This is a genomic window from Kitasatospora sp. NPDC047058, from assembly GCF_040643935.1.
Taxonomy (GTDB): domain Bacteria; phylum Actinomycetota; class Actinomycetes; order Streptomycetales; family Streptomycetaceae; genus Kitasatospora.
Genome location: NZ_JBEYVJ010000014.1, coordinates 39,386 through 54,655, shown reverse-complemented (window position 1 = coordinate 54,655; position 15,270 = coordinate 39,386). Strand labels below are relative to the sequence as shown.

Below are 15,270 nucleotides of genomic sequence, written 5' to 3'. Positions count from 1 at the left end.
AATCAGCGGGTCCGGGGTTCGAGTCCCTGGCGGCGCACAGACAGCCGGAAGGCCCTTCGCGAGAGCGAAGGGCCTTCCGGCGTTTCCGGCAACCGTCGCGCTGCCGTGCCACGGCGCCCCGGGGTGCACCCGGAAAGACCCGGTGCACCCCGGAACCACGCCGGCCCCCGCCGCGACCCGCTCAGTGCGGGATGGCGGCGATCAGCTCGGAGGCGCCCTGTCGCTTGAGGGCGAGGGCGGTCGCGGTGCCCAGGTCCTCCGGGCTGAGCGAACCGGCCCACTCGTGGGCGTCCAGCACCTGCTTGCCGTCCGGGGAGAAGACCCGGCCGCGCAGCGAGAGGCGGCCGTCCGGCTCGGCCTTGGCGTAGCCGGCGATCGGCGAGTTGCAGTGACCCTGGAGGACGTGCAGGAACATCCGCTCGGCACCCGCCTCGCGCCAGGTCGGGTGGTCGCCGAGGCCGGTGACCGCCTCGATGGTGGCGGTGTCGTCCTCGCGGCACTGCAGGGCGAGGATGCCGGCCCCGATCGGCGGGCACATCGACTCCAGCGACAGGACCTCGCTGATCCGCGCCTGCTCGCCGATCCGCTCCAGCCCGGACACCGCGAGCAGCAGGGCGTCGGCCTCACCGCCGGCCAGCTTGGCGAGGCGGCTGTTGGCGTTGCCGCGCATCGGCACGCACTCCAGGTGCGGGTGGGAGGCGGCGAGCTGGGCCCGGCGGCGGACCGAGGAGGTGCCGATCCGCGTGCCGGCCGGCAGCTCGTCCAGGGTGAGCCCGCCGGGGTGGACCAGGGCGTCGCGGATGTCGTCGCGGCGCAGGTAGGCGGCGAAGACGGTGCCGGCCGGCAGCGGGCGGTCGGCCGGGACGTCCTTCAGGCAGTGCACGGCGAGGTCCGCCTCGCCGGCCAGCAGGGCCGCGTCCACCTCCTTGGTGAAGGCGCCCTTGCCGCCGAGCCGCGCGAGGTCACCCATCCAGCGGTCCCCGGAGGTGGTCACGGGGACGACCTCGGTGCGCAGCTGCGGGTGCAGGGCGGCGAGTTCGGCCCGGACGCGCTCGACCTGGGCGAGCGCCATCGGCGAGGAGCGGGACACGATGCGGATCAACTCAGCGGTGGGCATGTGCCGATGATAGGCCGTCACATCTGCGCCGGTTGCCGCAGCTCACCCGCGGCGGGCCGGGAACCCGTGGGTGCGGGCGGCGATGACCACGGCGAGGACGGGCGCCAGCAGGGCGAGGACGGTCCAGGGGAAGGAGCCCGCTCCGTAGCGGTCCAGCAGGATCCCGCCGACCACGCCGCCGGCGGCCATCGCGGCGTTCCAGAGCGTGACCAGCATCGCCTGGACGGCGTCGGCCTGGTCGCCGCCCGCCCGGCCGGCGGCGGTCTGCAGCAGGGTCGGGGCGCCGCCCCAGCCGAGCCCCCAGAGGGCCACGGCGGCGTAGACCGCGGCCGGGCTCCCCGCCAGGACGGCCAGCGCCGTGGCGGCCAGGGCGATGAGCAGGACGGAGGCCACGGTCAGCGCGCGCAGCCGCCGGTGGATCCGGACGCCGGTGATCCAGATGCTGAGCAGGGAGGCGGCGCCGAAGACCAGCAGGACGACGTCGGTCGAGGCGCCCATGCCGAGCCCGTCCAGGAACGGCGCGACGTACGCGTACAGGACGGTGTGCGCCAGTACGAGGACCAGGGTGACGAAGAGGACCGGCACCACCCCGGGGACGGAGAGCGCCCGCAGCACCGGCGTGCGGCCCGCCGCCCGCTGCCCGGGCGCGTCGGCGACGGTGGCGGCGATCCAGCCGACGACGATCACTGCGAGGGCCGTCATCAGCAGGAAGACCACCCACCAGCCGAGCACCCGCCCCAGGAAGGTCCCGGCGGGCACGCCCAGCGAGAGGGCCACCGGGATGCCCGTCATCACGATCGCGATCGCCTTGCCCTGGAGGTGCTCGGGCGCCAGCCGCCGCGCGAACCCGGCCAGCAGCGCCCAGGCCAGCCCGGCCGCGACCCCGGCGACGAACCGGGCCGCCATGGTCAGCGCGTACTGGCCGGAGAGCGCGGTGACGGTGTTGGCGAGGGCGAACCCGGCCATCGCGGTGACCAGCAGCCGCTTGCGCCGCCATCCGGCGGTGGCCGAGGTCAGCGGGATGGCGGTGGCCGCCGTCCCGATCGCGTAGATGGTGACCGACTGGCCCATCGCGGACTCGCTGACGCCCAGGTCGGCGCCCATCGCGGGCAGGACGCCGGCCGGCAGGGTCTCGGTGAGTGCGGTGACGAAAACGGCGGTGGCCAGCGCCAGCAGGGCCGGCAGGGGAAGTGTCCGCGGTTCCACGGCTGTTGGACGTTCGATGGTCGACATGACCGCTATGCTCGAACCCTCACACTGATGTGAAGGTCAATCCCGGTCACGAGGTGGATTCGGATGCGCATCGGAGAGCTGTCGGAGCGGACCGGCGCGTCCCGCAGGCTGCTGCGCTACTACGAGGAGCAGGGGCTCATCATCGCCGGGCGCTGCGCCAACGGCTACCGCTTCTACGACGAGTCCTCCGTCGACCGGGTGCTGCAGATCAGGGGCCTGCTCGACTCCGGGCTGCCGACCAGGATCATCAAGCAGATCCTGCCCTGCCTGAACAAGCCCAGGGTCATCCACTTCCCGGACGCCACCCCGGAGATGATCGCCACCCTGGAGGGCGAGCTCACCGGCATGACCCGGCGCATCGAGTTCCTGACCCGCAACCGGGACGCCATCGCCGAGTACCTGGAGGCGGTCCGGACCGGGCCCTGAGGCGGGGCGCCGGCGGGCGCCGGACGGTGGGGAGGGACTGTCCGGCGCCCGCCGGGGCGGGTCAGCGGCGGAAGTAGCCGTCGAAGTTCTTCGAGAACTCCCGGCCGCCGTACTGGTCCCAGTTGACGGACCAGGTCATCAGGCCGCGCAGGTCCGGCTGGGCGCCGGCCTTCGGGACGTACGTGCCGCAGTTGGTGAGCCTGGTGAGACAGTCGAGGGCCTTGTTCACCTCGGCGGGGGCGACGTAGCCGTTGCCCGCGTTGGTGGTGGCCGGCATGCCGATGGCGACCTTGCCGGCCGGCAGCGGCGGGAAGACGTTGGCGGTGTTGCCGGCGACCGGGAAGCCCTTGAGCAGCATGTCGGTCATCGCGACGTGGAAGTCGGCGCCGCCCATCGAGTGGTACTGGTTGTCCAGGCCCATGATGGAGCCGGAGTTGTAGTCCTGGACGTGCAGCAGGGTGAGGTCGTCGCGCAGGGCGTGGATGACCGGCAGGTAGGCGCCGGCGCGCGGGTCCTGGCCGCCCCACGGGCCGGAGCCGTAGTACTGGTAGCCGAGCTGGACGAAGAAGGTCTCCGGCGCCATGGTCAGCACGAAGCCCGGGCCGTACCTGGCCTTCAGCGTCTTCAGTGCCGAGATCAGGTTGACCACGACCGGGCTGGTGGGGTTCTTGAAGTCGGTGTCGCCGGTCTGCAGGGACAGCGAGTGGCCCTCGAAGTCGATGTCGAGGCCGTCCAGGCCCCACTTGTCGATGATCGCCGAGACCGAGCTCACGAAGGCGTCGCGGGCGGCCGTGGTGGTGAGCTGGACCTGGCCGTTCTGGCCGCCGATCGAGATCAGCACCTTCTTGCCCTTGGCCCGCTTGGCGGCGATGGCGGCCTTGAAGTCGGCGTCGGACTCGACGGCCGGGCACTCGGTGGCCGGGCAGCGGTTGAACCGGATGTCGCCGGAGGTGACGGAGGTCGGCTCGCCGAAGGAGAGGTCGATGAAGTCCCAGGAGTCCGGGACGTCGGCCATCCGGGTGTAGCCGGCGCCGTTGGCGAAGCCGGCGTGCAGGTAGCCGACCAGGGAGTGGCCGCCGGCGGGCGGCGCGGTCGGGCTCGCGGTGCCGGTGGGCGTGCCGGTCGGGGTGGGCGTGGGCGTGCCGGTCGGGGTGGCCGTCGGGGTGGCGGTGGGCGACACGGTGGGTGTCGGGGTCGGCGAGGGTGCGCCCGGGCCGTCCAGCGAGAGGTCGTCCGCGTAGTAGGTGCCCTGCCCGTACCAGCCGTGGGTGTACACGGTGGCGCTGGTCTGGGTGGCGCCGGTGGTGAAGCTCAGGGCGAGCTTCTGGTACCCGCCGCCGGTGCCGGGCGTCCAGGTGCTGGTGCCACCGCTCACGCCGAGGTAGACGTACGAGCCCTTCACCCAGGCGCTGAGGCTGTACGTGGTGTTGGGGGCGACCGTGACGGTCTGGCTGCACTGGGCGGTGTCGCCGGCCGAGGCGGCCCCGGCGAGGGCGTAACCGCCGCCGTGGGACTGGCCGCTGACGACGCTGCCGGTGCCGCCGCTGCAGCTCCAGGGGTTCAGCGCGCCGCTCTCGAAACCGCCGTTGGCCAGGAACTCACCGGCCGAGGCGGCGGGTGCCAGCCCCAGGGTCAGGCCTGCCGCGGTGGCGGCGGCGACGGCCGAGGCGGTGCCGGCGGCGAGCAGCGTGCGCGGGCGGCGGCGGACGGGCGGGGCGCCGACGGACGGGACGGGTGCGGGCACGGGTGTTCTGCGCATGCGGGGGACTCCTGCGGGGGCGCGGATCGTGGGGGACGTCCGAGGGCACGGCGAAGGTCGTGCCAGTGGGGGTCGGCCCGACCGCGCACCCTGGTTGGACTAGACCACTGAAGTGGATCCGCCGGTGCGGTGTCAATGGTCCGGACCGGTACCGGACCACCCGGGGCGGCGTCCGGTTGCCGGGCGTGACACCCCGTCGAACCATGGAGAGGTGACGGCACCCGGCTACCTCCGCTACCCCCACCTGCGCGGGGGCCTGCTGACGTTCACCGCCGAGGACGACGTCTGGGTCGCGCCGCTCGACCCGGACGGCACCGTGGGCCGCGCCTGGCGGGTCAGCTGCGACCGCACCCGGGTCAGCCACCCCCGGCTCTCCCCCGACGGCCGCACCCTCGGCTGGACCGGCTGGCAGAGCCTGACCCCCGAGGTCTGGACCGCACCCGTGGACGGCGGGGAGGCCGTCCGGCTCACCTACTGGGGCAGCCAGGACACCCGGCTGCCCGGCTGGCTGCCGGACGGCGAACTGCTCGCCGTCACCTCGTTCCACGAGCCCTTCGGCCACTACACCTGGGCGCACGCCCTGCCGCCGGACGGCGCGCCCGGGCGCCGGATGCCCTGGGGGCCGGTCGGCGACGCCCAGATGGACCGGGTGCACACCGTGCTGCTCACCGGCTCCGCTCCGCACGAACCCGCCGCCTGGAAGCGCTACCGGGGCGGCGCCACCGGGCGGCTCTGGGTGGACGGCGAACGGATCCTGGACGGCCACCGGGGGCACTTCGCCTCCCCGATGCCGGTCGGCTGTGCCGAGGGCGACCGGGTCGCCTTCCTCTCCGACCACGAGGGCGTCGGCAACCTCTACTCCTGCCGCCCCGACGGCACCGGCCTGCGCCGGCACACCGACCACGCCTCCTACTACGCCCGCGAGGCCGCCACCGACGGCACCCGGATCGTCTACCAGCACGCGGGCGACCTCTGGCTGCTGGAGAGCCTGGACGCCCCCCACCCGCACCGGCTGCACGTCCCGCTCGGCGGCGCCCGGGCCGGCCGGCGGCCCTACCAGGTGGGCGCCGCGTCGCACGTCAAGGACCTCGCCTGCGACCAGACCGGCCGCGCCGGGATGATCACCGTGCGCGGCAGCCAGTACTGGCTGACCTACCGGGACGGCCCCGCCCGGGCGCTCGCCGACACCCCGGGCGTGCGCACCCGGCTCCCGGTGGTGCTCGGCCACACCGGCGAGGCCGGCTGGATCACCGACGCCGAGGGCGAGGACGCGGTGGAGGTCGTCCCGCTGCCCGGCCACGAACAGGCCCCCGCCCAGCACGGCCACCGGCTACTCGCCGCCGGCCGGCTCGGCCGCGTCCTGGAGCTCACCGCCACCCCCGACGGCGCCCACCTGGCCGCGGCCTCCTCGGACGGGCGGCTGCTGCTGGTCGCCACCGCCGACGGGGCCGTCCGGGAACTGGCCGCCTCCGGCTACGGCCCGGTCTCCGGCGCCCGCTTCTCCCCCGACTCGCGCTGGATCGCCTGGTCCCAGCCGGTGGCCGGGCGCTCGCTGCGCCGCATCCGGCTGACCCGCACCGACGCGCCCGCGCCGATCACCGAGGTCACCGACGGCCGGTTCGAGGACGAGCAGCCGGTCTTCACCCGGGACGGCCGCTACCTGGCCTTCCTCTCCTGGCGCGGCTTCGACCCGGTCCACGACGTGCACACCGGCGACCTCTCCTTCCCGCTCGGCTGCCGCCCCTACCTCGTCCCGCTCGCCGCCGGCACCCCGTCCCCCTTCGCCGCGCCGGCCGAGGACGGCGGCGCCCCGCGCGGCGACGGCGGTGGCGACGGCACCGTGCACGTCGACCCGGAGGGCATCGCCGAGCGGCTGGTCCAGTTCCCGGTGATCGCCTCCAAGTACTCGGCCACCGACGCCGTCCGCGGCGGGCTGGTCTGGTTGCGCTGGCCGATCTCCGGCACCCTCGGGCAGACGTTCACCAACCCCGACGACACCTCCGGCCGCCCCTCACTGGAGTACTTCGACCTGGCCCGGGGCTCCCGCTCCACGCTGGCCGACCGGCTGGACGGCTACGCCGTGTCCGGCGACGGCGGCTCGGTCGCGGTCTACTCGGCCGGCACCCTGCGGATCGTCCCCGTCACCTCCCCCTCCGCCGGGACGAGCGTGGACCTGCGGCGGATCACCCACACCGTGCGCCCGGCCGACGAGTGGCGCCAGGCGTACGCCGAGGCGGCCCGGATCGTCCGGGACCAGTTCTGGGACCCGGGGATGTCCGGGCTGGACTGGCCCGCGCTGGTCGCCCAGTACCGGCCGCTGCTGGACCGCGTCGCCGGCCCGGACGACTTCGCCGACCTGCTGCGCGAACTCCTCGGGGAACTGGGCACCTCGCACGCGTACGTCACCCCGTCCCGCCGCGGCGAGGGGCCCTCGCTCGCGCAGCAGCCGCTCGGGCTGCTCGGCGCCAACGCCCACCGCGACCCCGACGGACGCTGGCTGGTCGACCGGGTCCTGCCCGGCGAGTCCTCCGACCCCCGCGCCCGCGCCCCGCTCGCCACCCACCGCGTGCACGACGGCGACGAGCTGCTGGCGGTGGCGGGGCGCCCGCTGGACCCGGTCCGCGGCCCGGGCCCGCTGCTGGCCGGCACCGGCGGCACCACCGTCGAACTCACCCTGCGCAGCGGGTCCGACGGCCCGGTCCGCCGGATCGCGGTGACCCCGCTGACCGACGAACGGCCCATCCGCTACCAGGACTGGGTGGCCAAACGCCGCCACCTGGTCCGGGAGTTCAGCGACGGCCGGTGCGGCTACCTGCACATCCCGGACCTCGGCGGCTCCGGCTGGGCCCAGTTCAACCGGGACGTCCGCCGCGAGCTGGACAAGCCCGCACTGGTGCTGGACGTCCGCGGCAACGCCGGCGGGAACGTCTCGGAACTCGTCCTGGAGAAGCTCACCCGGCCGGTGCTGGCCTGGGACTTCAGCCGCGGGCGGCTGCCGGTGCGCTGGCCCCGGGACGCCCCGCGCGGGCCGGTGGTCGCGCTCGCCGACGAAGCGACCAGCTCGGACGGCGACGTCATCATCACCGCGATCAAACTGCTCGGGCTCGGCCCGGTGGTGGGCAACCGGACCTGGGGCGGGGTGGTCGGCATGACCGGGCGGCACACCCTCGGCGACGGGACGCAGATCTCGGTGCCGAAGAACGCCTCCTGGTTCACCGGCGGGCTCGGCTGGTCGGTGGAGAACCACGGCGTGGAGCCGGACGTCCACGTGCTGCGCACCCCGCAGGACTGGGCCCGGGGGCGGCACACCGAGCTGGTCACGGCGGTCCGGCTGGCGCTGGAGCTGCTGGAGGACGCGCCGGCCGCCGTCCCGCCGCCGGACGACACGCCGCGCCCGGACCTGCGGCGGCCGCCGCTGCCGCCGCGGGGGTGACCGCCCGGACACACCCTGCCCGGACACACCGCACACAGCGCCGGGACACACCGCGGGGGCGCGCCCGTGGCGGGCACGCCCCCGCGGCGGCGGTCCCGGCGCTCAGTCCCAGGGGTCGCCCTCGGCCGTCATGTCCTCCCGGGCCCGCTCCTCGGCCTCCCGCTCGGTGAGGCTCGTGGCCTCGTGCACCTCGCGGGCCTTCTCGATCTCGGGGCCGAACGCGTCGGCGGCCTCGTCGTGCGCGAGGGCGGCACGCTGGGCGGCATCGGTCATCGCGGTGGTGTTCTGTTCGTGGCTCCCGCCGAGGGAGGACCTGGCCTCCTCGCCGGCATCGTGCCCCTTGTGGCGGAACCTGTCGAAGATGCCCATGACTCCTCCTCCGGACGCATTCCGGGCTGTCCCCCACTCTCACACCGGTACCCGGCGGGCGCATCCGCACGCCCGGGCCGCGCGGCCGTCGTGACGGCCGGGTCCTTGGTCCCGGGTGGTGGCACCCGAAGGGCCGTAGCGGGCGGCGGGCGGAGGGTGGAGGCGTCCGCCGGTCCCGTTCTGTACCTTCCCCCTGGAGTCCTGCCGTGACCGTCACCCCGGCCTACCGTCCCGCCCCGGTCCCCCGCCCCGCCGCCGACGAGCACCACGGCGGGCCGCGCCGCCTGGTCGGCCCGCTCGCCGCCCTGGACGGGCGGTTGGCCGGACCGCACGACCTGCTGCTGATGCAGTGCCCCAGCTCGCTGCGGCCGCTCGGCGGCGGCGGGCTGCCGGACTGGGCGCGGCGGGTGCTGCGGGCCCACCCGTGGGTCACGGTCGGCCGGGCGCCCGCGGTGGCCGGCGGGCCGGCCGACACCCCGCATCCGGTGCGCTGCACCCGGGACGTCTCCGCCGCCCCGGAGACCTGGCTGCCGGTGATCGTGCGCGGCCCCGAGCGCGGTCAGCACCTGGACGCGCTGGCACCGCGGGCGGCGGTGGCCCGGACGCTGCGGCCCGAGCAGCTGGCCGGGCGGGAGGCACTGCTACCGCCCGGGCGGGTGGCGGCCGTCCCGGCGCTGGCCGCGCTGTCCGAGGCCGGGCGGCTGGTCACCGAGCACCGGCTGGCCTGGGGGCCGATCGGCGCGGTCGGCTACGAGCTGGGCACGGGCGTGCCGGTGACCGGGCCGCTCAGCCCGCTGCGGCTGGTGCTGCGCGCCCCGCAGCCGGTCAGCCGGCGGGACGCGCTGATGCTGCGGCGGGCGCTGAGCCGGCTGCCCGTGCCGGTGCAGGCGGAGCTGGAGACCCGGTACGGCGCGGTGCTGCTCGCCGAGTACGCGGCCGGGACGGTGCTGCTCACCCTGCTGACGCCGGAAGGGCCCCGGGAGGTCCGCGATCCGTGGTTCCCCCGGGGCCGGTAGCGTCCGTGCGGCTGCGCCGCGGGTCAGCCGCTGATGCTGGGCGCGCCGGTCTCCAGGTGTCCGGTGAACCGCTGCGACCAGGTGGCGTCGGCGTCCACCGTGACGGTGAAGTCGTACCAGCCGTTGGTGTAGGCGACGGCGTTGAAGTAGTCGGTCACGCTGCCGCCGGCCGGCACCTGGTACGTCCAGGGGCCGTCGGTCCGGTAGTTGGTCGAGGCGATGGTGAAGGTCAGCGGCGTGCTGCCGGTGTTGGCGAGCGTGAAGTAGACCGCCGGCTTCCCGGTGCCCGGCTCGACGGCGTAGGAGGCGGTGACGGCGGCGTTCCTGCCCGCCTTGGTGGCGTCGCCCTTGAAGCGGCGCAGGAAGCGGTTGGGGCCGACCACGGACAGGTCGTACGGGCCGCCGCCGAAGCCGGTGCCGCAGTTGAAGAAGTCGCTCTGGCTGCCGCCCGGGTCGACGGTGTACTGCCAGGGGCCGCCGCTGCGGTAGGCGTTGGCGTAGGCCGCGAAGTGCGCCGACTTCGTGGCGGCCGCGCCCTCGTTGGCCATCTTCAGCCAGACCTTCATCACGCCGCCGGAGCCGAACTCCAGGTGGTCCAGGTTGGCGTTCGGCTGGTAGGGCAGCGCGCGGGCCGGGCGGGTGCCGGCCTCCTGGACGGGCAGCTGGTTGTTCACCGGGGCCGGGTTGGGCAGCGGGCCGCAGGCGGACAGGCCGATGGTCTGCGAGGTGTCGGGCAGCGCCGGGAGGCCGTACACCGGGTTGGCGAAGTCGAACATGCCGGTCAGGTCGCCGCAGACGCGCCGGCGCCAGTCGGTGATGTTCGGGCAGGTGGCCGGCTTGCCGATGGCCGCCGTCCACTTCTCCAGGAAGCGCAGCACCGAGGTGTGGTCGAAGACCTCGGAGTCGACCCAGCCGCCGCGGGTCCACGGGGAGACGGCGATCATCGGGACGCGGAAGCCGAGGCCGATGTTGGTGCCGCCGTAGAACTCGCCCGGGGTGCCGGCCGGGGCGGCGGGCGGCGGGACGTGGTCGAAGAAGCCGTCGTTCTCGTCGTAGTTGAGGAAGAGGACGGTGGAGTTGAAGACGTCCGGGTCGGCGGCGAGTGCGTCGATCACGTTGTGGACGAAGTGCGCGCCGTCCGCCGGGGTGGCGTACGGGTGCTCGGAGACCTCCTGGTTGGGGACGATCCAGGAGACCTGCGGGAGGGTGCCGTTCAGCACGTCGCCCTTGATCGCGGCGACGATGTCGTCCGGCGTCCGCCCGGTCACCCGGGGGACGGAGCCCATGCCCTTGACGGCGAGCGGGCTGCCGGCCGGCGCGTCGGCGAACTGCGTGAAGTAGGCCAGGGCGTTGTCGCCGTAGTTGTCGGCCGCGTTCTGGTAGACCTTCCAGCTCACGCCGGCGTTCTCGAGCGCCTCGGCGTAGGTCTGCCAGCGCAGGCCCTTCTCGTCGCCGCCGTCGTACGCCGGGCCGCCCGCGGCGCCGGCCGGGTCGATCTGGCCGGACCAGTGGTAGGTGCGGTTGGGGCCGGTGGCGCTGATGACGGAGCAGAAGTAGGCGTCGCAGACGGTCCAGTTCTCGGCGAGCGCGTAGTGGAACGGGATGTCCTCGCGGGTGAGGTAGCCGAGCGTGCGGACGTTGCCCTTGGCGGCGACCCAGGAGTCCAGCTTGCCGCCGTTCCACGCCCGGTGCTGGTCGGACCAGCCGTGGGCGAGGTCGCCGTTGCACTGCGCGAGCCGCTCCGGGTCCGCGCCGCCGGCCGGCTTGGTGGCGCTGAACTGCCACGGGTACTGCCGGCCGAACAGGCCGTTCGGCTGGTTGAAGACGCTGTAGCCGCCGGCGATCTGGATCGCGCTGCGGTCGGCGAAGCCGCGCACGCCGCGCAGCATGCCGAAGTAGTGGTCGAAGCTGCGGTTCTCCTGCATCAGGATCACGATGTGGCGCGCGTCCGCGATGGTGCCGGTCTGCGACAGCGCCGCCGAGGGCGCGGCGGCGGGCGCACCGGGCGCCGCCCCCGCACCGGTGGTACCGGCCACGGCGAAGCCGGCTGCGGCGGCTCCGGACAGCGCGACGAACTTCCTACGACTCAGCTCGGCCATCAGCCCAGCCCGTCCCTTCACTGGCGATGTTGTGCACACAAGTTGGGGCCCATCGATCGCGCAGCATCATCCACCGGCTCGCACCGCCCCACCAGGGGCCGGGAACAGGGTTGGCGGACTGTTCGTCCCGTCGTCACCGGACGACGCCCGGCTGAACGCCGGGGCTTCAGTCCTTCACGGTGATTCCCAGGGCGTGTGCGAACTGGGGCGCCAGTTCGAGGAGTTGGGTGGGGCTGATGACGGCGCCCCGGAGGCCCTGGTGGCCGTCGGGCAGGCCGAGGCGGACGGCGCCGCGCAGGTCGGTCCTGGTGTGCCCGGCGCCGCGCAGCCGGACCTCCTCCAGGGTGGAACCGGGGAAGGAGACGTCGGTCAGCCTGGCGTCGCCGAAGTCCACGTCGCGCAGCAGGCAGTCCTCGAAGACGACGTCGCGCAGGACGGCCCCCCGCAGGTTGACCGCCTCCAGCTTGCAGCCGCGGAAGACCGTGCGGCGCAGTGCCGAGCCGTGGGCGGCGACGCCGGCCAGCACGCCGCCGGTGAACGCGGTGTCCTGCCACTCGCTCTCGCTGAGGTCACAGCCCACCCAGCGGCCGGCCTGCGCCCAGACCTCGTTGAACCGGGCCTGGCGCAGCCCGACCCCGCTGAGCGAGACGCCCGTGAAGGCGCACTCCAGGAAGGCCGCCCCGCCGGCCGACTCGTCGGTGTGCTCGCCGCCGTCGAAGTGCACGGTGTCGTAGCGCCCGTCGCTGCGCAGCGGGCCGGTGTGCGCGCTCAGCAGGTGGGCGTACGGCAGGTCGGCCAGGCGGTCGGGGACGGACAGCGGCATGGCGTGGCACCTCGCGGTCGGGCGAGCGGGGCTCGCTGGACGGGTCTCGTCCGCATGCTCGCACGCACCACCGACAGGGCCCGGCCGCCCGGGGTGGGCGGCCGGGCCGGTGTCGGTGCCGGTGTCTCCGGGATCAGCCGCGCGACCAGAGGGAGTTGACCCGGCTGCGCTCGGCCGAGTTCGGGTACGGGTTGGTGCAGGACGTGCCCGGGCCGCCGCCGGACATCAGCTCGCTGCACGGGCCGGAGTAGTGGTCCGGCAGGCCCAGCACGTGCCCGGTCTCGTGGGCGGTGACCCGGGTCGAGTTGTACTGCCGGTTCTGCTTGTAGTCCAGGAAGATGTAGCCGCGGCCGTGGCCGTCGGTGCTGGCGTACGAACCGCGCGCGTCGTTGCCCTCGTAGTAGCGGAAGTCCGCGGCCGAGCCGGACCGGAGCTGCACGTTGCCGACCGAGCTGTTCCAGATCTGGGCGCTCTGGGCTATCTGGTTGCGGAACGTCGGTGCGCTGCTCGCGTCGTACGTGACCACGACGGCCTTCACGAACGGCGCGGCGGCCTGCTTGGCCAGCGCCGACTTCATCACGGCCTCGAAGAACGCCTGGTTGTCCGCGTCCTCGGCGGCCGAGCCCGCGTACGAAGACGCGGTGTAGCCCTGGGCCGGCGCGGCGGCGGCCGTGGTGGGCAGGGCGGCCAGGCCGGCCGAGAGGGCCAGGCCGAGGGCGGCGGAGAGCGTGCGGGACAGACGGTTCATGTGGGGGCTCCTGTTCGCGGGTGCCGCGGCCGCTGTTGGGGACGGGCGCGGTGAACGGGTGAACGGGTGGACTGATGAACGGGTGAAAGGGACGGACGCGGTGGAACGGCCGGTCCGGGTGGAGCGGTGCGGAACGCGGCGGTGGTCAGCGCGCGGTCGCGGCCAGCCCGGACTGCCACAGGGAGTTGACCCGGCGGCGCTCGGCCGAGTTCGGGTACGGGTTGGTGCAGGAGGGGCCGGGGCCGCCGCCCGACATCAGCTCGCTGCACGGGCCGGAGTAGTGGTCCGGCAGGCCCAGCACGTGCCCGGTCTCGTGGGCGGTGACCCGGGTGGAGTCGTACTGCTGGTTCTGGCCGTAGTCGAGGAAGATGTAGCCCGACCCGTGGCCGTCGGTGCTGGCGTACGAGCCGTTGTCCGGGTCGTCACCCTCGTAGTACGAGAAGTCGGCGTTGGAGCCCGCCTGCAGCCGGACGTTGCTCACCGAGCTGTTCCAGATCTGGGCGGACCGGGCTATCTGGGTGCGGAAGGTCGGCGCGTTGCTCGCGTCGTACGTGACCACGACGGCCTTGAGGAACGGCGCGGCGGCCTGCTTGGCCCGGGCCGACTTCATCACGGCCTCGAAGAAGGCCTGGTTGTCGGCCTTCGCGGCGCCGCCCTTCAACGAGGGCGCCGGGGCGGTGTAGTGCTGGGCGGCCGCGCCGGTGGCGGGGGCCGCGCTCGCGGTCCCGGGCAGGGCGGCGACGCCGGCCGCGAGGGCCAGGCCGAGGGCAGCGGACAGCGTCCGCGGAATGCGGTTCATGTGGGGGCTCCGATGACACGAACGCCGCGGCCGGTGGGGGCCGGCCGCGGGTTACCGGATGAACGTCTGCTGCCCCAGAGCTTCGGTCAGCGCGGCGGCCCGGCGGATGATGTCAACCGGCGATAGCCCGGGCCAATCTCCCCCGGACGACGGGGGTCGCGAACGGGCCGCACCCGGCCCTGACCCGCCCGCGGACGGCAGCGGAACGGGCGCCGTGACGACGCCCGGAACGACGCCGAAACGACGCCCGGACGACGCCGGAACGACGCCGGAGCGGCCCGACCGTCTGTCATGTCCCTGGCGCCACACCCATTCGCCCGTTATGCTCCCGATGTGGAGCTGGACGTGAGACACCTCCGGGTGCTGTGCGCGATCGCCGACACCGGCAGCCTCCGCAAGGCTGCGCTGCAGCTCGGCATGACCCAGCCCTCCCTCACCACCCAGCTGCACCGCATCGAACGGGCCGTCGGCGGCACGCTGTTCACCCGCGAGCAGACCGGCAGCCGGCCCACCGCGCTCGGCCACTCGGTGCTGTCCCGGGCCAGGCCGGTGATCGCCGAGATGGCCGCGCTGGTCGCCGCCGCACGCCAGGAGGCCAGGGAGGCCGCCGGCGGCGAACGCGCCCGCCGGCTGCGGATCGGCAGCGTCGGCAGCCGGGCGGTCGCGGCCTGGCTGCGCCGGGTGCACGAGCGGCTGCCCGAGACGGACACCACCATCCACATCGACATCTCCGCCAACGCCCTGCTGCGGATGGTGGCCGCCGACCAGCTGGACGTCGCGTTCGTGCACGAGAGCGAGGGCTTCCCGCTCCGGGTGCCGCCGGACGCCGAGCACCGGGTGCTGATGGCCCGGGAGCCGCAGTTCGTCGCCCTCGCGGCCGGCCACCCGGCCGCCGCGCGGCCGGTGGTGGACCTCGCCGACCTGGCCGAGGACACCTGGATGGTCGACCCGACCGCCGACCACGAGTACGCGGCGATGCGCCGGGTGTTCACCGAGGCCGGGCTCAACCCCCGGGTGGTGCAGGTGCGCGACAACGCGACCGCCGCCGAGCTGGTCGCCTCCGGCGAGGCCGTCCGCCCCTGCCAGCCCACCGCCGCCCCCGGGCCCGGCACGGTCGTCCGGCCGGTGCACGGCGACCCGCTGGCCGTCCGGTTACTGCTCGCCTGGCGGCCGCGCGCCCTCAGCCCGCCCGCCCTGGACGCGCTGTACGGGGAGCTGCGCGCCGCCTACCTGGACCTCGCGCAGGTCAGCCCGGCCTACCGGGCCTGGCTCGCCCGGCACGACCAGGCGCTCCCGCACCTGCTCGGCCAGTCCCGCGGCGCGGGCTCCCCCACCGCGGGGCCCCGCGGCGAAGGCTCCGGCGGCGCAGGCGCACCCGACGCGGACCTCCTCGGCGAAGGCTCCCCCGACGAGAGCCGTCCCGGCGAGAACCGGCCCGACGAGGACCG

General features: G+C 74.6%; 11 protein-coding genes and 1 pseudogene. 4 read left to right on the top strand and 8 right to left on the bottom strand.

What is annotated here, in order from left to right; genetic code table 11:
- Positions 1-181: 181 nt before the first annotated feature.
- Both hemC and ABZ885_RS03825 read right to left on the bottom strand, forming a co-directional pair.
- Positions 182-1,117 (bottom strand): hydroxymethylbilane synthase, encoded by a 936-nt coding sequence (hemC, locus tag ABZ885_RS03830; protein WP_360183020.1) that lies wholly within the window; start codon positions 1,115-1,117, stop codon positions 182-184.
- A 42-nt stretch (positions 1,118-1,159) separates the two neighbouring features.
- Positions 1,160-2,350, bottom strand: coding sequence for an MFS transporter (locus ABZ885_RS03825; RefSeq protein WP_360183018.1), 1,191 nt, complete (start codon positions 2,348-2,350; stop codon positions 1,160-1,162).
- A 63-nt stretch (positions 2,351-2,413) separates the two neighbouring features.
- Here ABZ885_RS03825 and ABZ885_RS03820 point away from each other — a divergent pair, with 63 nt between their 5' ends.
- Complete coding sequence (locus ABZ885_RS03820) at positions 2,414-2,776, top strand: MerR family transcriptional regulator (RefSeq protein ID WP_360183016.1); 363 nt, start codon at positions 2,414-2,416, stop codon at positions 2,774-2,776.
- Positions 2,777-2,837: 61 nt separating this feature from the next.
- Here the strand turns inward: ABZ885_RS03820 and ABZ885_RS03815 are convergent, their stop codons facing one another.
- A complete protein-coding gene (locus tag ABZ885_RS03815; protein WP_360183014.1) occupies positions 2,838-4,535 on the bottom strand; it encodes a glycosyl hydrolase family 18 protein in 1,698 nt (565 codons plus the stop codon).
- A gap of 211 nt (positions 4,536-4,746) precedes the next feature.
- Between ABZ885_RS03815 and ABZ885_RS03810 the strand changes: the two genes are divergently transcribed.
- The gene (locus tag ABZ885_RS03810) at positions 4,747-7,968 is read left to right on the top strand and encodes a S41 family peptidase (protein ID WP_360183012.1); all 3,222 of its coding nucleotides are present in this window, start codon (positions 4,747-4,749) and stop codon (positions 7,966-7,968) included.
- Positions 7,969-8,070: 102 nt separating this feature from the next.
- On the opposite strand, the gene ABZ885_RS03805 is transcribed toward ABZ885_RS03810, so the two are convergent.
- On the bottom strand, positions 8,071-8,337 hold the full coding sequence (locus ABZ885_RS03805; protein ID WP_360183011.1) for a hypothetical protein: 267 nt from the start codon (positions 8,335-8,337) through the stop codon (positions 8,071-8,073).
- Between the two features lie 206 nt (positions 8,338-8,543).
- Between ABZ885_RS03805 and ABZ885_RS03800 the strand changes: the two genes are divergently transcribed.
- Positions 8,544-9,353 carry a phosphoribosyl-dephospho-CoA transferase MdcG domain-containing protein gene (locus tag ABZ885_RS03800; protein ID WP_360183010.1) on the top strand — a complete coding sequence of 270 codons (810 nt, stop codon included), beginning with the start codon at positions 8,544-8,546 and terminating at the stop codon, positions 9,351-9,353.
- Between the two features lie 23 nt (positions 9,354-9,376).
- Here ABZ885_RS03800 and ABZ885_RS03795 read toward each other — a convergent pair whose 3' ends face one another.
- From ABZ885_RS03795 to snpA (ABZ885_RS03780), 4 genes are all read right to left on the bottom strand, one after another.
- A complete protein-coding gene (locus ABZ885_RS03795; RefSeq protein WP_360183008.1) occupies positions 9,377-11,452 on the bottom strand; it encodes a phosphocholine-specific phospholipase C in 2,076 nt (691 codons plus the stop codon).
- A gap of 166 nt (positions 11,453-11,618) precedes the next feature.
- On the bottom strand, positions 11,619-12,275 hold the full coding sequence (locus ABZ885_RS03790; RefSeq protein WP_360183006.1) for a pentapeptide repeat-containing protein: 657 nt from the start codon (positions 12,273-12,275) through the stop codon (positions 11,619-11,621).
- Between the two features lie 133 nt (positions 12,276-12,408).
- The gene (gene snpA / locus ABZ885_RS03785; protein ID WP_360183004.1) at positions 12,409-13,023 is read right to left on the bottom strand and encodes a snapalysin; all 615 of its coding nucleotides are present in this window, start codon (positions 13,021-13,023) and stop codon (positions 12,409-12,411) included.
- A 145-nt stretch (positions 13,024-13,168) separates the two neighbouring features.
- Positions 13,169-13,822 (bottom strand): snapalysin, encoded by a 654-nt coding sequence (gene snpA, locus ABZ885_RS03780; protein ID WP_360183002.1) that lies wholly within the window; start codon positions 13,820-13,822, stop codon positions 13,169-13,171.
- Between the two features lie 291 nt (positions 13,823-14,113).
- Here snpA (ABZ885_RS03780) and ABZ885_RS03775 point away from each other — a divergent pair.
- A pseudogene (locus ABZ885_RS03775) lies at positions 14,114-15,106 on the top strand (LysR family transcriptional regulator); the annotation flags it as partial.
- Positions 15,107-15,270: the final 164 nt, after the last annotated feature.